Below are 24,003 nucleotides of genomic sequence, written 5' to 3'. Positions count from 1 at the left end.
GGGTACCCAACAGGTTTAACTCCGACAGGAGCCAATCCGTGAAAGACTTATTGAAGTTTCTGAAAGCGCAAACTAAGACCGAAGAGTTTGATGCGATCAAGATTGCTCTGGCCTCGCCAGACATGATCCGTTCGTGGTCGTTCGGTGAAGTTAAGAAGCCGGAAACCATTAACTACCGTACGTTCAAACCAGAGCGTGACGGCCTTTTCTGCGCCCGTATCTTCGGGCCGGTAAAAGATTACGAGTGCCTGTGCGGTAAGTACAAGCGCTTGAAACACCGCGGCGTGATCTGTGAGAAGTGCGGCGTTGAAGTGACCCAGACCAAAGTGCGCCGTGAGCGCATGGGCCACATCGAGCTGGCTTCCCCGACTGCGCACATCTGGTTCCTGAAATCGCTGCCATCCCGCATCGGTTTGCTGCTGGATATGCCGCTGCGTGACATCGAACGCGTACTGTACTTCGAATCCTATGTGGTGGTCGAAGGTGGTATGACCAACCTCGAGCGCCGTCAGATCCTGACTGAAGAGCAGTATCTGGACGCGCTGGAAGAGTTCGGTGACGAATTCGACGCCAAGATGGGTGCGGAAGCCATTCAGGCCCTGTTGAAAAACATGGATCTGGAAGCCGAGTGCGAGCAGCTGCGTGAAGAGCTGAACGAAACCAACTCCGAAACCAAGCGCAAGAAGCTGACCAAGCGTATCAAGCTGCTGGAAGCGTTCGTACAGTCCGGTAACAAGCCGGAGTGGATGATCCTGACCGTGCTGCCGGTACTGCCGCCGGATTTGCGTCCGCTGGTTCCGCTGGATGGCGGCCGTTTCGCGACGTCGGATCTGAACGATCTGTATCGCCGCGTGATCAACCGTAACAACCGTCTGAAACGCCTGCTGGATCTGGCTGCGCCTGACATCATCGTGCGCAACGAAAAGCGTATGCTGCAAGAAGCGGTAGACGCCCTGCTGGATAACGGCCGTCGCGGTCGTGCCATCACCGGTTCCAACAAACGTCCTCTGAAATCTTTGGCCGACATGATCAAAGGTAAGCAGGGTCGTTTCCGTCAGAACCTGCTCGGTAAACGCGTTGACTACTCCGGCCGTTCCGTAATCACCGTAGGTCCATACCTGCGTCTGCATCAGTGCGGTCTGCCTAAAAAGATGGCGCTGGAGCTGTTCAAACCGTTCATCTACGGCAAGTTGGAGCTGCGTGGCCTGGCCACCACCATCAAAGCCGCCAAGAAAATGGTTGAGCGTGAAGAAGCCGTCGTTTGGGATATCCTGGACGAAGTGATCCGCGAACACCCGGTACTGCTGAACCGTGCACCAACCCTGCACCGTTTGGGTATCCAGGCGTTTGAACCGGTTCTGATCGAAGGTAAAGCGATCCAGCTGCACCCGCTGGTTTGTGCGGCCTATAACGCCGACTTCGATGGTGACCAGATGGCCGTTCACGTACCGCTGACGCTGGAAGCCCAGCTGGAAGCGCGTGCGCTGATGATGTCCACCAACAACATCCTGTCCCCAGCGAACGGCGAGCCAATCATCGTTCCTTCTCAGGACGTTGTACTGGGTCTGTACTACATGACCCGCGACTGTGTTAACGCCAAGGGCGAAGGCATGGTGCTGAACGGTTCCAAAGAAGCTGAGCGCGTTTACCGCGCAGGCCTGGCGTCTCTGCATGCACGCGTTAAAGTGCGTATCACCGAAGACGTCAAGAACGCCGAAGGCGAATGGACTTCTCAGACCAGCATCATCGACACCACCATCGGCCGCGCCATCCTGTGGATGATCGTACCGAAAGGTCTGCCGTACGCGATCGTTAACCAGCCTTTGGGCAAGAAAGCGATCTCCAAGATGCTGAACACCTGTTACCGCATCCTGGGCCTGAAGCCGACCGTAATCTTTGCTGACCAGATCATGTACACCGGTTTTGCTTACGCAGCCCGTTCCGGCGCTTCCGTAGGTATCGACGACATGGTTATCCCGGCCAAGAAAGCGGAGATCATCGAAGAAGCGGAAACCGAAGTTGCCGAGATCCAGGAGCAGTTCCAGTCTGGTCTGGTTACCGCCGGCGAACGCTACAACAAAGTGATCGATATCTGGGCTGCCGCGAACGAACGCGTTGCGAAAGCGATGATGGAAAACCTGTCGGTAGAAGACGTGGTTAACCGTGACGGCGAAGTGGAACAGCAAGTTTCCTTCAACAGCATCTTTATGATGGCCGACTCCGGTGCGCGTGGTTCCGCCGCTCAGATTCGTCAGCTGGCCGGTATGCGTGGTCTGATGGCGAAGCCGGACGGCTCCATCATCGAAACGCCAATCACCGCGAACTTCCGTGAAGGTCTGAACGTACTCCAGTACTTCATCTCCACCCACGGTGCTCGTAAAGGTCTGGCGGATACCGCACTGAAAACCGCGAACTCCGGTTATCTGACCCGTCGTCTGGTTGACGTGGCGCAGGACCTGGTGGTGACCGAAGACGACTGTGGCACCCACGACGGCATCCTGATGACTCCGGTTATCGAAGGTGGCGACGTGAAAGAGCCGCTGCGTGAACGCGTTCTGGGCCGTGTGACGGCAGAAGACGTCCTCAAGCCGGGTACGGCGGACATTCTGGTGCCACGCAACACCCTGCTGAACGAGAAGGCGTGTGACCTGTTGGAAGAGAACTCTGTCGACAGCGTTAAAGTCCGTTCCGTGGTGAGCTGTGAAACCGACTTCGGTGTGTGTGCTAACTGCTATGGTCGCGACCTGGCACGTGGCCACATCATCAACAAAGGCGAAGCCATCGGCGTTATCGCGGCACAGTCCATCGGTGAGCCGGGTACACAGCTGACGATGCGTACGTTCCACATCGGTGGTGCGGCATCTCGTGCGGCTGCTGAATCCAGCATTCAGGTGAAAAACAAGGGTAGCATCAAGCTGAGCAACGCGAAGTTCGTTATGAACGCCGCAGGCAAGCTGGTGATCACCTCGCGTAACACCGAACTGAAACTGATCGACGAATTCGGCCGTACCAAAGAAAGCTACAAGGTGCCTTACGGCGCCGTGATGGGCAAAGGCGACGGTGAAGAAGTTAACGGCGGCGAAACCGTCGCTAACTGGGATCCGCACACCATGCCGGTCATCAGTGAAGTCAGCGGCTTCATTCGCTTCGCCGACATGGTCGACGGCCAGACGATTACTCGTCAGACCGACGAACTGACCGGTTTGTCTTCTCTGGTTGTTCTGGACAGCGCAGAGCGTACCGGTAGCGGTAAAGACCTGCGTCCGGCACTGAAAATCGTTGACGCTCAGGGCGAAGACGTATTGATCCCAGGTACTGATATGCCTGCTCAATACTTCCTGCCGGGCAAAGCGATCGTTCAGCTGGAAGACGGCATTCAGATCGGTGCGGGTGATACCCTGGCGCGTATTCCTCAGGAATCCGGCGGTACCAAGGATATTACCGGTGGTCTGCCGCGCGTTGCCGACCTGTTCGAAGCGCGTCGTCCGAAAGAGCCGGCAATCCTGGCTGAAATCAGCGGGATTATCTCGTTCGGTAAAGAGACCAAAGGCAAACGTCGCCTGGTGATCTCTCCGCTGGACGGCAGCGACGCTTACGAAGAGATGATTCCGAAATGGCGTCAGCTCAACGTGTTCGAAGGCGAAGTGGTGGAACGTGGCGACGTCGTTTCCGACGGCCCAGAGTCTCCGCACGACATTCTGCGTCTGCGTGGCGTGCATGCGGTTACCCGCTACATCACCAACGAAGTGCAGGAAGTTTACCGTCTGCAAGGCGTTAAGATTAACGATAAGCACATCGAAGTTATCGTTCGTCAGATGCTGCGTAAAGGCACCATCGTTAGCGCTGGTGGCTCCGAGTTCCTGGAAGGCGAGCAGGCTGAAGTGTCTCGCGTCAAGATTGCCAACCGTCAGCTGGAAGCTGAAGGTAAAATCGCGGCAACCTTCTCGCGCGATCTGCTGGGTATCACCAAGGCATCCTTGGCGACCGAGTCCTTCATCTCCGCCGCATCGTTCCAGGAAACGACGCGCGTTCTGACCGAAGCTGCCGTAGCCGGCAAGCGTGATGAACTGCGTGGCCTGAAAGAGAACGTCATCGTGGGCCGTCTGATCCCAGCCGGTACCGGTTACGCTTATCATCAGGATCGCATGCGTCGCCGTGCTCAGGGTGAAGCGCCGGTTGTTCCGCAAGTCAGCGCGGAAGAAGCGACGGCTAACCTGGCCGAGCTGCTCAACGCAGGCCTGGGCGGCAGCGACGACGAGTAATCGTCATCCGCGCCGCGGGCCCGGCATGCCGGGCCCATTGCCAGATAAACCGCTCCCTCGGGGGCGGTTTTTTTTCGCCTCATGCCGGGGCAGAGCAAACTTTGCTACTATGGTTACAGCAGAAATTGACCGGCGCTTTTACCAAGACAACCAAGGACAGTGCGAACATGGACAGCCTCATTACCTTCGAAAAATTGACGGCGCAACACCTGCCTTACCTGTATGAGATCCGCTTTTCCGTTGAAGAAAACCTGCTGCATCCGCATCAGATCCAGTATCTGCAGCGCAGGCAGGCGCTGGAGGACATCAACCAGGGCGGCGGCTGGATCTGCAAGCATGGCGACGACTATGCCGGCGTTGGCTTCGGGTTATTCATCCCTGAACCGCTGATCGGCGGCCTGTTCGTGAAGCCGGAATACCAGTCGAAGGGGATCGGCTCCGCCTTGTTGGCGCGAGTCACCGCCTGGATGTTTGAGCGCGGCGCCGAAGCGATCCACTTAACCACCGATCCGGGCTCCAAAGCCGAAGGCTTTTATCAACATCACGGCTGGGCCGTGGTCGGGCAGGATGAGTTCGGCCAGGCCGAACTGGTGAAACGCAAAGAGGGTGAATAATGACAATCAAAGGATTGATGACGTTACTGCTGCTTTCGCTGTTCAGCGCACCGCTGTATGCGGCCGTTGACTATTTTTACCTGAAACCGCTCGATGGTGAGAAGATCAAGATAACCAGGCAGATGCTGGAGGCGATGCCGCATCACACGATTAAAACCTCGACCAATTTCACCCCGGAAGATACGTTCACCGGCGTGGAGCTTGCAGAGTTAGTGAAAGCCTACCACCTGAAAGGCCAGTCGGTGCGCGCTTTCGCCTGGGATGATTACTCCTATTCGATGCCGATTGACGAGATGATTAAATACCGTGTGATCGTCGCCTACCAGCGCGGCGGCAAGCCGATCGACGTTGGTGAGCTGGGGCCGTTCGCCATTATTTATCCGCGCGATGGTTATGCCGAGCTGAATAACCTGGATGTGAATGCGAAAACCGTCTGGCAAGTGAAACGGTTGGAGCTGAAATAAGATGAGCAAAAAACTGATCGGTACTCTTATCGCGTTGGTTGCCATCTTCTCCTTATTGATTTTGTTGATTGCCATTAACTTCGGCGGCGTAAAAGAGCGCTATAAGCAGATCGAGCCCAATCTGGACAACTACTCGGTGGCCGAGATCCTGTTTCTGGCGTTTGAAAGGACCAAAATCGCGCTGTTGCTCAGTGAAAACAACGACTACGACGCCTTCCAGATCAAAAAGAAAATCTTCTACTCGAAGATTCAGATCCTGGAGAGCCGTTCGACCTTCAGCGACTCTTTTTACTACGACGACGAGTTCATCAAAAATGTTGCGCTGCTGAAGCAGCAGTATCGCACGTTGGACGATCTTTCTGCCGGCTTGCTGGTGGGGCTGAAAAACAAGGCGGACATTCTCTCTTATATGGATGATATCGAGGGTACGCTGGTCGATATCCAGGAAATTATTTATCGGATACAGATTAAAAACTTTACCGAAGTGAAAGGCATCATCCAGGACAACTCGAGTAAAGCCGAGATGTTCGCCCTCTTTTCGCTGATTTTAGTGTTCCTGATGATGTTCCTGGTGCTGAGAAACGCCTTCTCGTTGAAAGAGATCATCAAGAACAAGAACATCTTTATCTCTTCCATCTACCACGAGATCGCCGGCTCGACCCAGGCCATCGTCATTGCCGCGGATATCATGGAACATGAGCTGGCGCAGGAAGAGTTGAAAAAAGAAGCCCGCCTGATCTCCTATCACGGTAACAAGATCGCCGAACAAACGCGCGAGGTGATGGATTATTCTCGGCTTGAGATGGGAGAAGTTAAAATCAATATTTCCACCTTCCGGCTGAATGAGGTGGTGGACGATGCCGTAACCGGCATCGGCGCCGGGCGAGGCAATCGCCTCGTGATCCACCGTTCGTCTTATGCCGGCCTGATTGGTTCTGATAAATACAAGCTCTACCGAATATTGGCCAACCTGCTCAGCAACGCGGATAAGTTTACCCACCACGGCGCGATCGCCCTCAATGTGAAGGTGTGTCACGGCAATCTGTATTTACGGGTAAAAGACACCGGCATCGGGTTTAACGTCGATAATCTGGATCGGTTATATAAGGCGTTCAATCAGGGGGTAGAAAGGGAGACGCGGCAGGGATTAGGGCTGGGGCTGACCATTATCAAAAATTACGTCACGACGATGAAAGGCACCATCAAGGTCAAATCCGTCGAAGGGGGTGGCTCATCGTTTTTGATCCGCATTCCGGTCAAACTAATTAAAGAATAGGTTCGACAGCAATAGCGAAGAGATAATCAGCGGCTTGGTCGGTTTTTCCACCAGGTGCACGTCATAGTGCAGGATCATATCGCCGATGTTTTTCTCGTAGTGATTCAGCTGGCCGGTCAGAATGATGATGCGGGCGTGCGGATCGAGGGCGTCTTTAATTTTCTTCACCACGCGTTCGGAAGTCTCGCCGAAGTCCAACAGCCAGTCCAAAATAAACGCCTCAAAGGACTGCTGCTCCAGCGCGGCCAGCATGGCGTCCGCCGTCTGAAAGGTCTCAGCCTCGATGCCGTAGCGGCTGGCGATCTTCTTCAACAGCTCGAGAATATCGCCGTCATTATCCAGGATCGCGATGCGCGGGGCCGGCAGAAAGTCTATCTTGTTGACTTTATACAGCGGTGCATCGGCTGCATATTCCCGATTGGTGTTGATGATGAAAAGATCGTCCTTTTTGTAGGCGTAAGTTTCGTCGTTGTCCGCTTGCGTGACCGGGCGCTCGTCGACCTCAATGTTACAGCGCTTGTGAATGCTGTTCATGATAAACACGCCGTTATGTGTCCTTTGGCCGGCAAACGGCTCGTTGAAATACTGGAAAACCTTTTTGACTTCATCGAGGGTGATGCCCCTTTTGCCATCCAGCTTCTGTTTGGCGCTGTTGTACTGAAGGTTCAGTATGTTGGCCATCGTGGAGGCATGTTTTCTGTCGCCAACTCCTTTCAGAGTGAGCAACGCGCTGATTGCATCGATGTAATTTGGCGTTTTCTTCATGACAACCTTGGCTTTTTTGATGTTAACCGCGAGCGTTGGAAAACCTGCGTGAGGACCCGTGCTGGATTATAGATGAAGCCTCGGTTATTGCGGTGATATCAGTTTGATTTTCCTTGGCAAACTCAAAACACACTCGATGACAAATAAAAAAACACTCAAAAGACATTCACATTTAGCCGTTTATGTGGTTAATTAGCGCACATACTGTGTGATTCGCGTCCTGGGGGGGTGCCAGTCTCACAAAATAAACCGCCTGCTCTTGTCCGTAAGCAGGGAGCAGGCGGCAAAAAGATCCGCGGCCGACACCAGGGCCATTGGCAGCACCGGGGATGGCTACTCGAACCTCTCTTCGTCGCTGTACCTTCTTTTTTTCCTCTTTCCCCACTTTTCTGCCGCAACAGCGTCCTATGAGTCTCACCGCTGAGTGAGTGCCGAGCACCGTTATGCCACAGTCCTTTAGCCGACAAGGCACCTGCCCGTACACCCTTACAGGCCGCGATACGCCATATGCGCGTTGCTGCGGAGAGGGCCCGGAGTCGCGCAAGAGCGTCTGTGCGCGATCCGGGATGGGATAAGGCGGGGCCATCGAGAGGGAGACGGCCCCGGCCGCCGCCGGGTCTGGCGGCCGGCAAGGTCACTATAGCCGGCGGGCCTGCCGGCGCCAGCACCACCGTTCGGCATTGCGCGGCCGCTCCAGCGTTTTCTTCACGCGGCGGTAAACGTTGCCGCTTATTGCGCGCCGCGTCCCAGATAACCGTCCCAGTCTTTCCACACCGGCTGCAGCCCGGCGTTGCTGATGGCCTCGGCGACCTGCTGCGGCGTGCGGCCGTCGTGCGGCTCGAACTGTTCCAGCTCAGGCGGCACGTCATCGGCATAGCCGCCGGGCTGCGTCTTGGATCCGGCGCTGACGCTGTTGATCGCCACCGGGATCATATGATCGCGGAAGTACGGCGACTCACGCGTAGACAGCGACAGCTCAACGTCCGGCGCGAACAGCCGGAAGGCGCAGATCAGTTGCACCAGCTGAGGCTCGCTCATGATCGACGCCGGTTCAATGCCGCCGGCGCAGGGGCGCAGGCGCGGGAACGAGATCGAGTAGCGGCTCTGCCAGTAGGTTTGCTGCAGGTAAAACAGATGTTCCGCCAGCAGGTAGCAGTCGGTGCGCCAACTGTTGGACAGGCCGATCAACGCACCGATGCCGATCTTGTCGATCCCGGCGCGCCCCAGGCGATCCGGCGTGGCCAGGCGCCAATGGAAATCCTGCTTCTGGCCGCGCAGGTGATGCTGCAGATAGGTGGCCGGATGGTAGGTTTCCTGGTACACCAGCACGCCGTCCAGGCCCAGCGTTTTCAGTTCGGCGTATTCCTCCTGCGCCAACGGCTGCACTTCCATCATCAGCGAGCTGAAGTGTCGGCGGATCGCCGGGATGTGCTGGCGGAAATAGTCCATGCCGACCTTGGTCTGATGCTCGCCGGTGACCAGCAACAGATGTTCGAACCCCAGCGCCTGGATGGCTGCGCACTCGCGGGCGATCTCCGCCGCATCCAGCGTTTTGCGCTTGATGCGGTTGCTCATCGAAAAGCCGCAGTAGGTGCAGTCGTTGGCGCACAGGTTGGACAGATACAGCGGCACATAGAAGCTGACGACGTTGCCGAATCGCTGACGGGTCAGCTGCTGCGCGCGCTGCGCCAGCGGTTCCAGATACGGCGCGGCGGCGGGGGAGATCAGCGCCATAAAGTCGTCGCGCGTCAGCTTGTCGGCGTTCAACGCGCGTTCCACGTCGCGCGCGGTTTTGCCGTTGATGCGCAGCGTAATGTCGTCCCAATCCAGCTGTTGCCAGCGGCTACTGAAATCGTCGGCCATCACTGTGCCTCCTCTGGCTGGCTGAGGAAGGCGGTCAGCGGGCTAGAGGCGACCGCACCGCGCTGGCTCGGGCCCAATCCGGCGCTGCGCGCCAATTCGCCGGCCTCCAGCGCCAGGCGAAACGCCCGCGCCATTTGCACCGGGTCGCGCGCCACGGCGATGGCGGTGTTCACCAGCACCGCGTCGGCGCCCAGCTCCATCGCTTCCAGCGCATGGCTTGGCGCGCCGATGCCGGCGTCGACCACCACCGGCACCTTGGCCTGTTCGATGATGATCTCGAGGAAGTCGCGGGTGCGCAGACCGCGGTTGGAACCGATAGGGGCGCCGAGCGGCATCACCGCCGCGCAGCCCGCCTCTTCCAGCCGTTTGCACAGCACCGGATCGGCGCCGCAGTAGGGCAGCACCACAAAACCGTCTTTCACCAGCGTTTCCGCCGCCTTCAGCGTTTCTATCGGATCCGGCAGCAGGTATTTCACATCGGGGTGGATCTCCAGCTTCACCCAGTGGGTGCCGAGCGCTTCACGCGCCAGCCGGGCGGCGAATACCGCTTCGGCGGCCGTTTTGGCGCCGGAGGTATTGGGCAACAGCCTGACGCCCAACTGTTGCAGCGGCGCCAAAATGGCGTCGTTGCCGCCGCGCAGATCGACGCGCTTCATGGCCATGGTCACCAGCTGTGAGCCGGAGGCCGCCAGCGCCTCCAACATCAGCGCCGGGGTGGCGAACTTGCCGGTGCCGGTGAACAGGCGCGAGGTAAAAGTGGTATCGGCGATTTTCAGCATGTCAGCCTCCGGCGATCGCTTGAAACAGCAAAATGTCGTCACCGTCCTGCACCTGATGGTCGGCCCAGTCGGCGCGCGGGATGATGGTTTGGTTGATCGCCAGCGCGGTACCCGGCTGGTGGCGTTCCAGCTGGGCCAGCAGGGCGGCGACGCTGAGCGGCTGCGGCAGCTCCAGCGGTTGGTCGTTTAAACGGATCTTCATGCCGCGCCTCCGCATACCGGGCAGGCACGGGCCTGGCTCAGTTGCAGCGTGCTCCAGCTCTGCTGCTTGCCGTCGAACAGCCGCAGTTTACCGCTGAGGGAAGAAGGCATGCCGGCCAGCATCTTGATGGCCTCCAGCGCTTGCAGAGTGCCGATCACGCCCACCACCGGGCCGAGTACCCCGGCGGTGCGGCAGTTGCGCTGCGGCTCTTCCTGCTCCGGGTACAGGCAGGCGTAGCAGCCGTGCGCATAGGGCGGCTCGAGCACCAGCAGCTGGCCGCTGAAGCCGACCGCGCTGCCGCTGATCAGCGGCTTGGCGGCGGCGATGCAGGCGGCATTGACCTCATGGCGGGTCGCCATATTGTCGCAGCAGTCCAGCACCAGATCGGCGCGGGCGACCGCGTCGCGCAGCGCTTGCCCTTGCAGCCGCTGCGCCAGCGGGATGGATTCCACCAACGGGTTCAGCGCCTGCAGGTGGCGTTGCGCCAGCGCCGCCTTGCCGGTGGCGGTATCGGCGCTGCGGTAGAGGATTTGCCGTTGCAGGTTGGTGACGTGCAGCTGGTCGTCGTCGGCCAGCAGCAGCGTGCCGACGCCGGCGGCGGCCAGATACAGCGAAGCCGGGGAACCGAGCCCACCTAAACCGACGATCAGCACCGTGGCGCGCTTGAGTCTCTCCTGGCCTTCCGGGCCGACGTCCTCCAGCAGCAGCTGGCGGCTGTAGCGCAGGAATTCCTGATCGTTAAGCATCGTTCGGATCCTCGCCTTCGATCAGCCGCAGCAGCTCGGTCGTCGCCGCGCGCCAGTCCGGTGCCTGGGTGATGGCGCTGACCACCGCCACGCTGCCGACGCCGCACGCCAGCACCGCCGGCACGCGATCGATACTGATCCCGCCGATCGCCACCGTCGGGTAATCCGCCAAACCGGCGATGTGGCGTTTCAACTCCGCCAGCCCCTGTGGCGCCGAAGGCATGTCTTTGGTCTGAGTGGGGAAGATGTGCCCCAACGCGATGTAGGACGGTTTCACCGCCAGCGCGCGCGCCAGTTCGGCGTCGTCATGGGTGGAGACCCCCAGCCGCAGCCCGGCGCGGTGAATGGCCGCCAGATCGGTGGTATCGAGATCTTCCTGGCCCAGATGTACGCCGTAGGCGCCGTGCTTGATCGCCAGCCGCCAGTAGTCGTTGATGAACAGCCGCGCCTGATAACGCCGGCCCAGCGCGATGGCGGCAGCGATATCCTCTTCGACCTGCTCGTCAGGCAAGTCCTTGATGCGCAACTGGATGGTGGTGACGCCGGCCTCCAGCAGGCGAGCGATCCATTCCACGCTGTCGACGACCGGGTAGAGCCCCAGTTTGTAGGGCGTCGCCGGGAAGGGCGTCGTGATATCAGTCATTGCTGGTCTCCTCCTGCAAATTGCCGGCGCTGTGATACAGCTCGCTGCCGCGGGCGCGGAACTCGGCGGACATTTTCTCCATACCGGTCAGCTGCACCTCGATCGGTTTGGCGGCCTCTTGGGCGGCGGCGTAGTCGCGCACCTCTTGTGAAATCTTCATCGAGCAGAATTTTGGTCCGCACATCGAGCAGAAGTGGGCGATCTTGCCGGATTCCTGCGGCAGGGTTTCGTCGTGATAGGCGCGCGCGGTGGCCGGATCGAGCGCCAGATTGAACTGATCTTCCCAGCGGAATTCGAAACGCGCCTTGGACATGGCGTTATCGCGGATCTGCGCGCCCGGATGGCCTTTGGCCAGATCGGCGGCGTGAGCGGCGATCTTGTAGGTGATCAGGCCCTGTTTGACGTCCTCTTTGTTCGGCAGGCCGAGGTGTTCTTTCGGCGTGACGTAACACAGCATGGCGCAGCCGAACCAGCCGATCATCGCCGCGCCGATGCCGGAGGTGAAATGGTCATAGCCCGGGGCGATGTCGGTGGTCAGCGGACCGAGGGTGTAGAACGGCGCTTCGTGGCAGTGTTCCAGCTCTTCGGTCATGTTGCGGCGGATCATCTGCATCGGCACGTGGCCCGGGCCCTCGATCATCACCTGCACGTCGTATTCCCAGGCGATTTTGGTCAGCTCGCCCAGCGTATGCAGTTCGGCGAACTGGGCTTCGTCGTTGGCGTCCTGAATCGAGCCGGGGCGCAGGCCGTCGCCGAGCGACAGCGAGACATCGTAGGCGGCGCAGATCTCGCAGATTTCACGGAAGTGCTGATAGAGGAAGTTTTCCTGATGGTGCGACAGACACCATTTGGCCATGATCGAGCCGCCGCGCGACACGATGCCGGTCAGGCGTTTGGCGGTCATCGGCACGTAGCGCAGCAGCACGCCGGCGTGGATGGTGAAGTAGTCGACCCCTTGTTCCGCCTGTTCCAGCAGCGTATCGCGGAACATCTCCCAGGTGAGGTTTTCCGCCACGCCGTTGACCTTCTCCAGCGCCTGATAAATAGGCACCGTACCGATGGGCACCGGGCTGTTGCGCAGGATCCATTCGCGGGTTTCGTGAATATAGCGGCCGGTGGAGAGATCCATCACGGTGTCTGCGCCCCAGCGGGTGGACCACACCAGTTTCTCCACTTCTTCTTCGATCGACGACGTGACCGCCGAGTTGCCGATATTGGCGTTCACCTTCACCAGGAAATTGCGGCCGATGATCATCGGCTCCGCCTCCGGGTGGTTGATATTGGCGGGAATGATAGCGCGGCCGGCGGCCACTTCCTGGCGCACGAACTCCGGCGTGATGTTGTCCGGCAGGTTGGCGCCCCAGCCCTGGCCCGGATGCTGGTGGCGCAGCACCTCGCCGCGAATGCGTTCGCGCCCCATGTTTTCACGGATGGCGATGAATTCCATCTCCGGGGTGACGATGCCGGCGCGGGCGTAGTGCAACTGGGTTACGCACTTGCCCGGCAGCGCTTTGCGCGGCAGCGGCAGGTGTTCGAAACGCAGGTGATCGAGACCTTCGTCCGCCAGCCGCTGCTGGGTGAAGCCGGAGCTGGCGCCGCTCAGGGTGGCGGTATCGCCGCGTGCGTCGATCCAGCCGGCGCGCAGCTTGGCCAGGCCGGCGTGCACGTCGAGCTCGGCCTGTGGATCGCCGTACGGGCCGGCGGTGTCATACACCGGGATCGCCTCGTTCTGTTCATACTGCGGGTTATCTTTGCTGCCGCCGACCAGGGTCGGGCTGAGCTGAATTTCACGCATCGGCACCTGGATATCGCGGCGCGAACCCTGCAGGTAGATGCGGCGTGAGTTTGGGAAAGCCATGCCTTGCAGGGTGTCGATAAACTGCTGGGCGGCTTCGCGTTGCGCTTTACGGGCGCGCGGTGGATTAACGTTAGACATAGCAAGTTCCTACCAGTGTGTTGGGTTGGGAAAGTTGCTTGTCTGGAGCTCGGAGGGAGTAATGATGGTGGCCGATAAGGCAGGGCGCCCGCAAGGGGAAGGCCGTGTCTGTGGCGATAGATTACTCTTGTTCCCTTCGCGGGTATTAACCCGATCAGGTTCCGCGGATCCCGAATTAACGGTCTCAGCCTGGCTGATTCGATGAACAAATCAGGCGCTAGGCACTCCGACAAGATGCCCCCCAGTATAGGAGGGATAAGAAAAAAAACTATAAAATTTTAACGCGCCGGATCCAGCGCCTGGTCCGGCAGCGGTTGCTGCGTGGCTTCCGCTTCCAGCAGGATCAGCTTATCTTCCAGCGCAAAGCGCGCCGCCAGCGTTTCGCCGATATCCGACAAGGCCTGATGGAATTCCAGACAAACCTCCTGATCGATATCCACTTCGGTATAGCGATCGTGGAACGCCATGATCTGTTCGGTATTGGCCCATAGCTTGGGGTAGATGTTCACCGCCAGCGACATTTTCGGACTGGCTGCGCCTTCCACTTGTTTGATAATTCTGTCATAGATATGAAAATGCCCTGCGGAGAGGTAATCCACCAGGTTATGGCAAAAGTTCTCCAGCGCTTTTTCATTCAGCGGCGTATGCTTTTCTTTATTCGGTTTGAGGCCTACCAGCGTGCAGTAGGCGACCAGCAACTGCTTGCGGGCCTGAAGCCATTGATCAACTAATTCATTACTACCGCCAACGCGCTGAGTCAGCCTTTCCAAACGGTTGAGCATGTTTGACTCCGTGTAAGTAACAAAAGTAACCGGTAAGTTATTAAAATGTAACAAAGCCGATTTGTAGAGTGCCAGTGAAGCTGAGGTTGTGCAACAACGATATGGAACTTGCATTAACGGGCAATGAAAACGGCTGGTGGATCGTCAGCCATGAAAGCAAACTTTGGTTACCGAACGGTGAATTGCCGTCGGGGACCGCCGCCGCCCTCGGGCTGCAGGGCCACATGGCGCGCACCATCGGTGAGTGGGAGGGCGCGCCGGTCTGGCTGGTGCGCCAGGCGATGCCGCGGGAGATGGGGTCGGTGCGTCAGTTGTTGGATCAGGATCGTGGTCTGTTCCAGCTGGCCGGGCGCGGCGTGCAGTTGGCGGATTTCTACCGCTCCCATCGCTATTGCGGCTACTGCGGCCATGAGATGCACCTCAGCCGCACCGAAAGCGCCTGCCTGTGCGGCCATTGCAAGGAGCGCTACTACCCGCAGATCGCGCCCTGCGTGATCGTCGCCATTCGGCGCGACGATCAGATCCTGCTGGCGCAGCACGTGCGCCATCGCGGCGGCATTCACACGGTGCTGGCCGGTTTCGTTGAAGTGGGCGAAACGCTGGAGCAAGCGGTAGCGCGCGAAGTGATGGAAGAGAGCAATATTGAAATCAAGAACCTGCGCTACGTCACGTCACAACCCTGGCCGTTTCCGCACTCGCTGATGATGGCCTTTATGGCCGATTACCACCAGGGTGAGATTCGTCACGATCCCAAGGAGCTGCTCAATGCCGGCTGGTATCGTTACGACCAACTGCCGCTGTTGCCGCCGCCCGGCACCGTGGCGCGCCGCTTGATTGAGGACACCGTGGCGCTGTGCCGGGCAGAATAATGTACAATGGCCGGCAGATTATTAAGGGAGCCCCATAAATGACTGAGTTGAAGAACGATCGTTACCTGCGCGCGCTGTTGCGTCAGCCGGTGGATGTGACCCCCGTATGGATGATGCGCCAGGCCGGTCGTTATTTACCGGAGTATAAGGCGACTCGCGCCCAGGCCGGTGATTTTATGTCGCTGTGCAAGAACGCGGAGCTGGCCTGCGAGGTTACGCTGCAGCCGCTGCGCCGCTACGCGCTGGACGCCGCCATCCTGTTCTCCGACATTCTCACCATTCCCGACGCCATGGGGCTCGGCCTGTACTTTGAAGCCGGCGAAGGCCCGCGTTTCAGCTCCCCCGTCACCTGCCGCGCCGACGTCGACAAACTGCCGGTGTTCGATCCGGAAGTGGAGCTGGGCTATGTGATGAACGCGGTGCGCACCATTCGCCGCGAGCTGAAGGGCGAAGTGCCGCTGATCGGCTTCTCCGGCAGCCCGTGGACGCTGGCTACCTATATGGTTGAGGGCGGCAGCAGCAAGGCATTCACCAAGCTGAAGAAGATGATGTATGCCGAGCCGGCCACGTTGCACCTGTTGCTGGACAAGCTGGCGGACAGCGTGATCCTTTACCTCAATGCCCAGATCAAGGCCGGCGCGCAGTCGGTGATGGTGTTCGACACCTGGGGCGGCGTGCTGACCGGGCGCGATTACCGCGAGTTCTCTTTGCACTACATGCACAAGATCGTCGATGGCTTGCTGCGTGAAAACGACGGCCGCCGCGTGCCGGTAACGCTGTTCACCAAAGGCGGCGGGCAGTGGCTGGAGGCGATGGCCGCCACCGGCTGCGATGCGCTGGGGCTGGACTGGACCACCGACATCGCCGACGCGCGCCGTCGCGTAGGCGACAAAGTGGCGCTGCAGGGCAATATGGATCCGTCGATGCTTTATGCTTCTCCGGCGCGCATCGCGGAAGAAGTGGAGACCATTCTGGCCGGTTTCGGCCACGGCAACGGTCATGTGTTCAACCTGGGCCACGGCATCCATCAGGATGTGCCGCCGGAGCACGCCGGGGCCTTCGTCGAGGCGGTGCACGCGCAGTCGGCGAAATACCACCGTTAAGGATCCGATGTGACCGATATGGCGGCTCTGCGCGCCGAACAGCTGCGGCGCGCCGCTGAAGTCATTCGCTACGACGAGCTGCCGGCCGAACCGCCGGCGTTCATCGCCGGCGCCGATGTGGGCTTCGAGCAAGAGGGCGCGGTGACGCGCGCAGCCATCGCCATCCTGCGCTATCCGTCGCTGGAGCTGGTGGAGTATCAGGTGGCGCGCATCGCCACCGTCATGCCTTATATCCCGGGTTTCCTGTCGTTTCGCGAATACCCGGCGCTGTTGGCCGCCTGGGGGCAGCTGCGGCAAAAACCGGGGCTGATCTTCGTCGATGGGCACGGCGTTTCACATCCGCGGCGCCTCGGCGTCGCCAGCCATTTCGGCCTGCTGGTCGATGTGCCGACCATCGGCGTGGCCAAGAAGCGCCTGTGCGGCAAATTCGCGCCGCTGGACGCCGCCGTCGGCGCGCTGTCGCCGTTGGAAGATAAGGGAGAACAGCTGGGCTGGGTATGGCGTAGCAAGGCGCGTTGCAACCCGCTGTTCATCTCTACCGGTCACCGCGTGGGCGCCGACAGCGCGCTGGCGTGGGTGCAGCGCTGCATGGCGGGCTACCGTTTGCCGGAGCCGACCCGTTGGGCCGACGCCATCGCTTCGCGCCGTCCGGCGTTTCAGCGGTGGTTGCAGCAGCATCCGGAGGTGTCGCCATGAGCGATTTCGGGTACACTGCGCCGCAGATAACGCGTAAGAGAGTAAAGCATGCTACGTAACCCGATTCATTTACGTCTGGAACGGCTCGAGGGCTGGCAACATTTGACCTTTATGGCCAGTTTGTGCGAGCGTATGTACCCGAATTACCAGATGTTCTGCAAACAGACCGAGTTCGGCGATCCGGCGGTTTATCGCCGCATTCTGGATTTGGTGTGGGAAACGCTGGTGGTGAAGGACGCCAAGGTCAACTTCGACAGCCAGCTCGAGAAGTTGGAAGAGGCGATTCCGTCGGCGGAAGATTACGATCTTTACGGCGTTTACCCGGCAATTGATGCCTGTATCGCATTAGGGGAACTGATCCATTCGCGGCTCGGCGGGGAGACGTTGGAGCACGCCATCGCCATCAGTGAAACATCGATTCGCACCGTGGCGATGTTGGAAATGACCCAAGCCGGTAAGGAAATGACCGACGAAGAGTTGGAAAGTTTGCCTGCGGTAGAGGAAGAATGGGACATTCAATGGGAAATTTTCCGCCTGTTGGACGCCTGTGAAGAGCGCGATATAGACCTGATCAAGGGGCTGCGATCCGACCTGCGGGAGGCGGGCGTCAGCAACATCGGGATAAATTTAGCGCAATAAGGCAACAAAACGTGATTTAACGCCTGATTTGTCATGCCTTAAGGCTTCACATCCGCACCCTGTCTGGTCTACATTTGGGGGGCGTAAAAAAAGTGGCTATCGGTGCGTGTATGCAGGAGAGTGCTGTCAATCGGCATATCCGTCGCACTCGATGCTTTGCAAACGATAAACACACTGTAAGGATAACTTATGAACAAGACTCAACTGATTGATGTAATCGCGGACAAGGCTGACCTTTCCAAAGCACAAGCTAAACTGGCTCTGGAATCCACCCTGGCTGCAATTACTGAGTCTCTGAAAGAAGGTGATGCAGTACAATTGGTTGGCTTCGGTACTTTCAAAGTAAACCATCGTAGCGAGCGCACTGGCCGCAACCCACAGACTGGCAAAGAAATCAAAATCGCAGCAGCCAACGTGCCTGCGTTCGTTTCTGGCAAAGCACTGAAAGACGCCGTTAAATAAGACCGCGCCTCGGTGAAAAGATTAAACAGGGGGGCGATGGCGCCCCTTTTGTTTACTCGTCGGGCGCTTATGGCCGTTGGCATCGCCGTCGGCCTGAGCGCCTGCAGTTTCCATTCCGATATCCCCAGCTTTACCGCCAGCGGCTTCGTGGCCGATCAGGGCGTGATACGTCTGTGGCGTAAAGACGATGAGCAACATCGTCCGCAAGTGTTGGTCAGCGTTTACAGCCCTTACCGCGGCCCGGGTACCATTACCACGCTGTACACCTATCAGGGCGACGTGCTGCGCCAAATCAAACGTAACGACGCCGACGGCGATCGAGATTCCATTCAGCTGCGCTTTGCCGACGATGGCACGGTGAGCTTTATGCAGCGCCAGCTGGCGACACGCCGCGAACCGCTGACCCGCGATGAAATCGCCCTGTATCAATATCAGGCGCGACGGATCCTCGAAGTGAGCAATGCGCTGCGCGCCGGCAAGGTCAAATTGCTGCAGGGGCGTTGGATGCAGGGCGAGGTGCAAACCTGCGACGGGCAGCGCTTAAAACCCGGGTTGGATGCCTCCGCCATCGCCTGGATCGAAAAACGCGCCCGCAGCAGCAGCCGGCCGGTGAGCGTCGCCTGGCTGGAAGCGCCCGAAGGCAGCGAGCTGCTGCTGGTGGCGAACGACGATTTCTGCAGCTGGGAACCGAAAGAAGACCAGCTATAAAAAAGGCCCCGCACTGCGGAGCCTCTGGTCATTATCATGAAAGGTCAAATTATTTGCCGCGCGCAATCGCGCGATAACCGATATCTTTGCGGCAGAAGCTGCCTGGCCACTGAATGCCTTCCGCCAACTGATAGGCGCGTTGCTGCGCCTGCGCCACGGTATCGCCCAGCGCCGTCACGCACAGCACGCGGCCGCCGCTGGTGACGACGTCATCGCCCTGCAAGCGTGTGCCGGCGTGGAAGACCTTACCGTCGGCGCTTTCCTGCTGCGGTAGCCCCTGGATAACCTCGCCGTTGCGATAGTCACCCGGATAACCGCCGGCTGCCAGCACCACGCCAAGGGCAGGGCGTTCGTCCCAATCAGAGCTCTTCTCGTTCAGACGGCCTTCGGCGCCCGCCAGACACAGTTCCACCAGATCGGAGCGCAGGCGCAGCATGATCGGCTGAGTTTCCGGATCGCCAAAACGGCAGTTGAATTCGATCACCTTCGGCTGGCCGTCGGCGGAGATCATCAGGCCGGCGTACAGGAAGCCGACGTAGGTATTGCCTTCCGCCGCCATGCCGCGCACCGTCGGCCAGATCACCTGATCCATGGCGCGCCGGTGGATTTCGTCGGTCACGACCGGCGCCGGAGAATAGGCGCCCATGCCGCCGGTGTTCGGGCCGGTGTCACCGTCGCCGACGCGTTTGTGGTCCTGGCTGGTGGCCATCGGCACCACGTTCTCGCCGTCGACCATCACGATGAAGCTGGCTTCTTCGCCGTCGAGGAACTCTTCCACCACGATGCGATGGCCGGCGTCGCCGAAGGCATTGCCGGCCAACATGTCGCGCACCGCCTCTTCCGCTTCCTGCAGCGTCATCGCGACGATCACGCCCTTACCGGCCGCCAGGCCATCGGCCTTGATGACGATCGGCGCGCCTTTGCGGCGCACGTAGGCCAGCGCCGGCTCCACCTCGGTGAAGTTTTCATATTCGGCGGTCGGAATGCGGTGGCGCGCCAGGAAATCCTTGGTGAAGGCTTTGGAGCCTTCGAGCTGTGCGGCGGCCTGTGACGGGCCGAAAATTTTCAGACCGGCGGCCTGGAAGGCGTCGACCACGCCAATCACCAGCGGCGCTTCCGGCCCGACGATGGTCAGACCGATGTCATGGCTCTGGGCGAAAGCGACCAGGGCGGGGATGTCGGTGGCGGCGATCGCCACGTTTTCCAGATTGGCTTCCAGCGCGGTGCCGGCATTGCCCGGCGCAACATAGACTTTATCCGCCAGCGGAGACTGGGCGGCTTTCCAGGCCAGCGCGTGTTCGCGCCCGCCGTTGCCGATAATCAAAATGTTCATCAGAAGCTCCACGAATGGCGTGCGCCGGAGCGCACGCGGCAAAAGGAATTAATGGCGGAAGTGACGCATGTCGGTGAAGATCATCGCAATGCCGTGTTCGTTGGCGGCGGCGATCACTTCGTCGTCGCGGATCGAACCGCCCGGCTGGATCACGCAGGTGATGCCAACCGCCGCCGCGGCATCGATGCCGTCGCGGAACGGGAAGAAGGCGTCGGAGGCCATGGCGGAGCCTTTCACTTCCAGCCCTTCGTCGCCCGCTTTGATGCCGGCGATCTTGGCGGAGTAAACGCGGCTCATCTGGCCGGCGCCTATGCCGATGGTCATGTTGTCACGCGCATAAACGATGGCGTTGGATTTCACGAACTTAGCCACTTTCCAGCAGAACAGCGCGTCACGCAGTTCCTGTTCGGTCGGCTGGCGCTCTGATACCACGCGCAGATCGCCGGCGGTCACCATGCCCAGATCGCGATCCTGCACCAGCAGCCCGCCGTTGACGCGTTTGAAGTCCAGCCCCGCCACGCGTTGCTGCCACTGGCCGCAGGCCAGCACGCGCACGTTCTGTTTGGCGGCCAGCAGGGAGCGCGCTTCCTGGGTGACGTTTGGCGCGATGATCACTTCCACGAACTGGCGGCTGATGATCGCCTGCGCGGTGGCGGCGTCCAGCTCGCAGTTAAAGGCGATGATGCCGCCGAAGGCGGAGGTCGGATCGGTTTGGTAAGCGCGCTCGTAGGCGGCCAGAATGTCGTCGCCGATCGCCACGCCGCAAGGGTTGGCGTGCTTGACGATCACGCAGGCCGGTTCGTCGAACTCTTTCACGCATTCCAGCGCGGCGTCGGTATCGGCGATGTTGTTATAGGACAGCGCTTTGCCCTGCAGCTGTTCGGCGGTCGCGACAGAAGCTTCCTTTACTTCTTCCTCTATATAGAAGGCGGCCTGCTGGTGGCTGTTTTCACCGTAGCGCATATCCTGCTTCTTGATGTAGTTGAGGTTCAGGGTGCGCGGGAAGCGGCCGGACGGCTGTTCGGTCTCGCCGTGGTACGCAGGCACCAGCGCGCCGAAGTAGTTGGCGATCATGCTGTCGTAGGCGGCGGTGTGTTCAAAGGCCTTGATGGCGAGATCGAAGCGGGTGGCATAGCGCAGCGAGCCGTCGTTGTTGTCCATCTCGGTAATGATGGCGGCGTAGTCGCTGCTCTTCACCACGATGGCGACGTCTTTATGGTTCTTGGCGGCGGAGCGCACCATGGTCGGGCCGCCGATATCGATATTCTCGACCGCATCCTCCAGCGAGCAATCCGGGCGCGCCACGGTTTGGGCGAATGGGTACAGATTGACGACCACCATGTCGATAGGCTTGATGTCATGCTGATTCATGACAGCGTCGTCCTGGCCGCGGCGGCCGAGAATGCCGCCGTGGACTTTCGGGTGCAGGGTCTTAACTCGTCCGTCCATCATCTCCGGGAAGCCGGTGTAGTCGGAAACTTCGGTAACGGGCAGACCGGCGTCTGCCAGCAGACGGGCGGTGCCGCCGGTGGACAGCAGTTCAACGCCGCGCTGGGAAAGCGCTTCGGCGAATTCAACGATACCGGTTTTGTCAGACACGCTGAGCAGGGCCCGGCGGATTGGACGAGGTTGTTGCATGGTTTTATCCCTTGGCTTTGAGTCGCAATTAAAGAGCGTTACGTGAATGTCCACCTCGTTCTGTCTATAAAGCGCAGTTTTTTGCCTTATAAAGGGAGGGTCAGGCACATATTCAGGTAACGCCCCCATAAAAAGGGGGATCGTTTCGTCGCGGGGAATTGTAGCGAAAACGTTTGCGTGGCGCTCGTAAATTTTCCGTACAAATCGCATCTGTGGATAACACTGTGCGCAAGTGGGTATAAAGCGGGGTTTTGCTGTGGAATGCAGCGAACGATCGTTTTTGCTGAAAATACCTGTTGCGGCCTGCGAGGAACTCCCTATAATGCGCCTCCATCGACACGGAACATGTGAACAACTTCACAGAGTATCCGGGGGTCGCAGAGAAAAAATCCTGAAAATTAGGGTTGACTCTGAAAGAGGAAAGCGTAATATACGCCACCTCGAGTTAGCAAGCGAAAGCGCCTAACTCACTGCTCTTTAACAATTTATCAGACAATCTGTGTGGGCACTCCACAAGACGATATCCAGCATCTTCGGATGCAAAAAAATATCAAGTCTTGAAGAGTGACTAACTGAAGTAAAATTCATGCAGTAAATCTTTGAGCATCGCTTCTCGAGTGGAAGCAAATCAAGCTTTTAATTGAAGAGTTTGATCATGGCTCAGATTGAACGCTGGCGGCAGGCTTAACACATGCAAGTCGAGCGGTAGCACGGGGGAGCTTGCTCCCTGGGTGACGAGCGGCGGACGGGTGAGTAATGTCTGGGAAACTGCCTGATGGAGGGGGATAACTACTGGAAACGGTAGCTAATACCGCATAACGTCGCAAGACCAAAGAGGGGGACCTTCGGGCCTCTTGCCATCAGATGTGCCCAGATGGGATTAGCTAGTAGGTGGGGTAATGGCTCACCTAGGCGACGATCCCTAGCTGGTCTGAGAGGATGACCAGCCACACTGGAACTGAGACACGGTCCAGACTCCTACGGGAGGCAGCAGTGGGGAATATTGCACAATGGGCGCAAGCCTGATGCAGCCATGCCGCGTGTGTGAAGAAGGCCTTCGGGTTGTAAAGCACTTTCAGCGAGGAGGAAGGTGGTGAGCTTAATACGCTCATCAATTGACGTTACTCGCAGAAGAAGCACCGGCTAACTCCGTGCCAGCAGCCGCGGTAATACGGAGGGTGCAAGCGTTAATCGGAATTACTGGGCGTAAAGCGCACGCAGGCGGTTTGTTAAGTCAGATGTGAAATCCCCGGGCTCAACCTGGGAACTGCATTTGAAACTGGCAAGCTAGAGTCTCGTAGAGGGGGGTAGAATTCCAGGTGTAGCGGTGAAATGCGTAGAGATCTGGAGGAATACCGGTGGCGAAGGCGGCCCCCTGGACGAAGACTGACGCTCAGGTGCGAAAGCGTGGGGAGCAAACAGGATTAGATACCCTGGTAGTCCACGCTGTAAACGATGTCGATTTGGAGGTTGTGCCCTTGAGGCGTGGCTTCCGGAGCTAACGCGTTAAATCGACCGCCTGGGGAGTACGGCCGCAAGGTTAAAACTCAAATGAATTGACGGGGGCCCGCACAAGCGGTGGAGCATGTGGTTTAATTCGATGCAACGCGAAGAACCTTACCTACTCTTGACATCCAGAGAACTTTCCAGAGATGGATTGGTGCCTTCGGGAACTCTGAGACAGGTGCTGCATGGCTGTCGTCAGCTCGTGTTGTGAAATGTTGGGTTAAGTCCCGCAACGAGCGCAACCCTTATCCTTTGTTGCCAGCGGTTCGGCCGGGAACTCAAAGGAGACTGCCAGTGATAAACTGGAGGAAGGTGGGGATGACGTCAAGTCATCATGGCCCTTACGAGTAGGGCTACACACGTGCTACAATGGCGTATACAAAGAGAAGCGACCTCGCGAGAGCAAGCGGACCTCATAAAGTACGTCGTAGTCCGGATTGGAGTCTGCAACTCGACTCCATGAAGTCGGAATCGCTAGTAATCGTAGATCAGAATGCTACGGTGAATACGTTCCCGGGCCTTGTACACACCGCCCGTCACACCATGGGAGTGGGTTGCAAAAGAAGTAGGTAGCTTAACCTTCGGGAGGGCGCTTACCACTTTGTGATTCATGACTGGGGTGAAGTCGTAACAAGGTAACCGTAGGGGAACCTGCGGTTGGATCACCTCCTTACCTAAAGATATTAGTTCGCGTGGCGTGCTCACACAGATTGTCTG

At 58.8% G+C, this 24,003-nt stretch carries 20 protein-coding genes, 1 rRNA gene and 1 riboswitch; of the genes, 11 read left to right on the top strand and 10 right to left on the bottom strand.

The features are described 5' to 3' along the window. Positions 1 to 38: 38 nt before the first annotated feature. From rpoC to ACMGF9_RS22340, 4 genes are all read left to right on the top strand, one after another. Positions 39 to 4,262: a DNA-directed RNA polymerase subunit beta' gene (gene rpoC, locus ACMGF9_RS22355; protein WP_004929899.1), complete on the top strand. Its 4,224-nt coding sequence runs from the start codon at positions 39 to 41 to the stop codon at positions 4,260 to 4,262. Between the two features lie 167 nt (positions 4,263 to 4,429). Beyond that, positions 4,430 to 4,876, top strand: coding sequence for a GNAT family N-acetyltransferase (locus tag ACMGF9_RS22350; protein ID WP_016929429.1), 447 nt, complete (start codon positions 4,430 to 4,432; stop codon positions 4,874 to 4,876). Beyond that, positions 4,876 to 5,340, top strand: a complete 465-nt coding sequence (locus ACMGF9_RS22345) for an oxidoreductase (RefSeq protein WP_076740205.1) — start codon at positions 4,876 to 4,878, stop codon at positions 5,338 to 5,340. The genes ACMGF9_RS22350 and ACMGF9_RS22345 overlap by 1 nt, the downstream gene beginning before the upstream one ends. Position 5,341: 1 nt before the next feature. Beyond that, positions 5,342 to 6,616 carry a sensor histidine kinase gene (locus ACMGF9_RS22340; RefSeq protein ID WP_044030296.1) on the top strand — a complete coding sequence of 425 codons (1,275 nt, stop codon included), beginning with the start codon at positions 5,342 to 5,344 and terminating at the stop codon, positions 6,614 to 6,616. On the opposite strand, the gene ACMGF9_RS22335 is transcribed toward ACMGF9_RS22340, so the two are convergent. From ACMGF9_RS22335 to ACMGF9_RS22300, 8 genes are all read right to left on the bottom strand, one after another. Then, a complete protein-coding gene (locus tag ACMGF9_RS22335; protein ID WP_033631531.1) occupies positions 6,602 to 7,381 on the bottom strand; it encodes a helix-turn-helix domain-containing protein in 780 nt (259 codons plus the stop codon). The two genes, ACMGF9_RS22340 and ACMGF9_RS22335, sit on opposite strands and share 15 nt — an antisense overlap. Positions 7,382 to 8,110: 729 nt before the next feature. Beyond that, positions 8,111 to 9,244: a 2-iminoacetate synthase ThiH gene (gene thiH, locus ACMGF9_RS22330; RefSeq protein WP_118892549.1), complete on the bottom strand. Its 1,134-nt coding sequence runs from the start codon at positions 9,242 to 9,244 to the stop codon at positions 8,111 to 8,113. After that, positions 9,244 to 10,023 (bottom strand): thiazole synthase, encoded by a 780-nt coding sequence (locus ACMGF9_RS22325; RefSeq protein WP_118892548.1) that lies wholly within the window; start codon positions 10,021 to 10,023, stop codon positions 9,244 to 9,246. The genes thiH and ACMGF9_RS22325 overlap by 1 nt, the downstream gene beginning before the upstream one ends. 1 nt (position 10,024) lies before the next feature. Beyond that, complete coding sequence (gene thiS, locus ACMGF9_RS22320) at positions 10,025 to 10,225, bottom strand: sulfur carrier protein ThiS (RefSeq protein WP_015376323.1); 201 nt, start codon at positions 10,223 to 10,225, stop codon at positions 10,025 to 10,027. Continuing rightward, entirely contained in the window at positions 10,222 to 10,971 is a 750-nt protein-coding gene (locus ACMGF9_RS22315) for a HesA/MoeB/ThiF family protein (RefSeq protein WP_015376324.1), read from the bottom strand. The genes thiS and ACMGF9_RS22315 overlap by 4 nt, the downstream gene beginning before the upstream one ends. Next, positions 10,964 to 11,614: a thiamine phosphate synthase gene (thiE, locus tag ACMGF9_RS22310; protein WP_118892547.1), complete on the bottom strand. Its 651-nt coding sequence runs from the start codon at positions 11,612 to 11,614 to the stop codon at positions 10,964 to 10,966. The genes ACMGF9_RS22315 and thiE overlap by 8 nt, the downstream gene beginning before the upstream one ends. Further along, complete coding sequence (gene thiC / locus ACMGF9_RS22305; RefSeq protein ID WP_015376326.1) at positions 11,607 to 13,550, bottom strand: phosphomethylpyrimidine synthase ThiC; 1,944 nt, start codon at positions 13,548 to 13,550, stop codon at positions 11,607 to 11,609. The genes thiE and thiC overlap by 8 nt, the downstream gene beginning before the upstream one ends. Positions 13,551 to 13,664: 114 nt before the next feature. Then, positions 13,665 to 13,789: riboswitch (TPP riboswitch) on the bottom strand. 39 nt (positions 13,790 to 13,828) lie between these two features. Beyond that, positions 13,829 to 14,332, bottom strand: a complete 504-nt coding sequence (locus ACMGF9_RS22300) for an Rsd/AlgQ family anti-sigma factor (RefSeq protein WP_004929879.1) — start codon at positions 14,330 to 14,332, stop codon at positions 13,829 to 13,831. Between the two features lie 101 nt (positions 14,333 to 14,433). On the opposite strand from ACMGF9_RS22300, the gene nudC reads away from it, so the two are divergent. From nudC to ACMGF9_RS22270, 6 genes are all read left to right on the top strand, one after another. Continuing rightward, positions 14,434 to 15,201, top strand: a complete 768-nt coding sequence (nudC, locus tag ACMGF9_RS22295; protein WP_118892720.1) for an NAD(+) diphosphatase — start codon at positions 14,434 to 14,436, stop codon at positions 15,199 to 15,201. 38 nt (positions 15,202 to 15,239) lie between these two features. After that, positions 15,240 to 16,304: a uroporphyrinogen decarboxylase gene (gene hemE / locus ACMGF9_RS22290; protein ID WP_004929877.1), complete on the top strand. Its 1,065-nt coding sequence runs from the start codon at positions 15,240 to 15,242 to the stop codon at positions 16,302 to 16,304. A gap of 9 nt (positions 16,305 to 16,313) precedes the next feature. After that, positions 16,314 to 17,000, top strand: a complete 687-nt coding sequence (nfi, locus tag ACMGF9_RS22285; RefSeq protein WP_021505241.1) for a deoxyribonuclease V — start codon at positions 16,314 to 16,316, stop codon at positions 16,998 to 17,000. Positions 17,001 to 17,048: 48 nt separating this feature from the next. Continuing rightward, positions 17,049 to 17,639: a YjaG family protein gene (locus tag ACMGF9_RS22280; RefSeq protein ID WP_004929875.1), complete on the top strand. Its 591-nt coding sequence runs from the start codon at positions 17,049 to 17,051 to the stop codon at positions 17,637 to 17,639. 189 nt (positions 17,640 to 17,828) lie between these two features. Continuing rightward, positions 17,829 to 18,101 carry a nucleoid-associated protein HU-alpha gene (hupA, locus tag ACMGF9_RS22275; RefSeq protein WP_004929874.1) on the top strand — a complete coding sequence of 91 codons (273 nt, stop codon included), beginning with the start codon at positions 17,829 to 17,831 and terminating at the stop codon, positions 18,099 to 18,101. A 36-nt stretch (positions 18,102 to 18,137) separates the two neighbouring features. Continuing rightward, on the top strand, positions 18,138 to 18,809 hold the full coding sequence (locus ACMGF9_RS22270; protein ID WP_015376330.1) for a DUF1481 domain-containing protein: 672 nt from the start codon (positions 18,138 to 18,140) through the stop codon (positions 18,807 to 18,809). Positions 18,810 to 18,858: 49 nt separating this feature from the next. Here the strand turns inward: ACMGF9_RS22270 and purD are convergent, their stop codons facing one another. Both purD and purH read right to left on the bottom strand, forming a co-directional pair. Next, the gene (purD, locus tag ACMGF9_RS22265) at positions 18,859 to 20,142 is read right to left on the bottom strand and encodes a phosphoribosylamine--glycine ligase (RefSeq protein WP_004929872.1); all 1,284 of its coding nucleotides are present in this window, start codon (positions 20,140 to 20,142) and stop codon (positions 18,859 to 18,861) included. A 48-nt stretch (positions 20,143 to 20,190) separates the two neighbouring features. Further along, positions 20,191 to 21,780 carry a bifunctional phosphoribosylaminoimidazolecarboxamide formyltransferase/IMP cyclohydrolase gene (gene purH, locus ACMGF9_RS22260; protein ID WP_414160434.1) on the bottom strand — a complete coding sequence of 530 codons (1,590 nt, stop codon included), beginning with the start codon at positions 21,778 to 21,780 and terminating at the stop codon, positions 20,191 to 20,193. Between the two features lie 637 nt (positions 21,781 to 22,417). On the opposite strand from purH, the gene ACMGF9_RS22255 reads away from it, so the two are divergent. Then, a 16S ribosomal RNA gene (locus ACMGF9_RS22255) occupies positions 22,418 to 23,959 on the top strand. The last annotated feature ends 44 nt before the right edge of the window (positions 23,960 to 24,003 follow it).

This window comes from Serratia sp. BNK-23, assembly GCF_047456145.1.
GTDB classification, from domain to species: Bacteria; Pseudomonadota; Gammaproteobacteria; order Enterobacterales; family Enterobacteriaceae; genus Serratia; species Serratia nematodiphila.
The sequence above is the reverse complement of the archived record's forward strand: the minus strand, read 5'-3'. Positions and strand labels throughout refer to the sequence as shown.

Coding starts and splice junctions, on each gene's coding strand:
- ACMGF9_RS22335 (WP_033631531.1), bottom strand. CDS start 7,381: ATGAAGAAAACGCCAAATTACATCGATGCAATCAGCGCGTTGCTCACT.
- thiE (WP_118892547.1), bottom strand. CDS start 11,614: ATGACTGATATCACGACGCCCTTCCCGGCGACGCCCTACAAACTGGGG.
- ACMGF9_RS22340 (WP_044030296.1), top strand. CDS start 5,342: ATGAGCAAAAAACTGATCGGTACTCTTATCGCGTTGGTTGCCATCTTC.
- thiS (WP_015376323.1), bottom strand. CDS start 10,225: ATGAAGATCCGTTTAAACGACCAACCGCTGGAGCTGCCGCAGCCGCTC.
- purH (WP_414160434.1), bottom strand. CDS start 21,780: ATGCAACAACCTCGTCCAATCCGCCGGGCCCTGCTCAGCGTGTCTGAC.
- thiC (WP_015376326.1), bottom strand. CDS start 13,550: ATGTCTAACGTTAATCCACCGCGCGCCCGTAAAGCGCAACGCGAAGCC.
- hupA (WP_004929874.1), top strand. CDS start 17,829: ATGAACAAGACTCAACTGATTGATGTAATCGCGGACAAGGCTGACCTT.
- ACMGF9_RS22300 (WP_004929879.1), bottom strand. CDS start 14,332: ATGCTCAACCGTTTGGAAAGGCTGACTCAGCGCGTTGGCGGTAGTAAT.
- thiH (WP_118892549.1), bottom strand. CDS start 9,244: ATGGCCGACGATTTCAGTAGCCGCTGGCAACAGCTGGATTGGGACGAC.
- ACMGF9_RS22270 (WP_015376330.1), top strand. CDS start 18,138: ATGGCGCCCCTTTTGTTTACTCGTCGGGCGCTTATGGCCGTTGGCATC.
- ACMGF9_RS22325 (WP_118892548.1), bottom strand. CDS start 10,023: ATGCTGAAAATCGCCGATACCACTTTTACCTCGCGCCTGTTCACCGGC.
- purD (WP_004929872.1), bottom strand. CDS start 20,142: ATGAACATTTTGATTATCGGCAACGGCGGGCGCGAACACGCGCTGGCC.
- hemE (WP_004929877.1), top strand. CDS start 15,240: ATGACTGAGTTGAAGAACGATCGTTACCTGCGCGCGCTGTTGCGTCAG.
- ACMGF9_RS22280 (WP_004929875.1), top strand. CDS start 17,049: ATGCTACGTAACCCGATTCATTTACGTCTGGAACGGCTCGAGGGCTGG.
- ACMGF9_RS22345 (WP_076740205.1), top strand. CDS start 4,876: ATGACAATCAAAGGATTGATGACGTTACTGCTGCTTTCGCTGTTCAGC.
- nudC (WP_118892720.1), top strand. CDS start 14,434: ATGGAACTTGCATTAACGGGCAATGAAAACGGCTGGTGGATCGTCAGC.
- ACMGF9_RS22315 (WP_015376324.1), bottom strand. CDS start 10,971: ATGCTTAACGATCAGGAATTCCTGCGCTACAGCCGCCAGCTGCTGCTG.
- ACMGF9_RS22350 (WP_016929429.1), top strand. CDS start 4,430: ATGGACAGCCTCATTACCTTCGAAAAATTGACGGCGCAACACCTGCCT.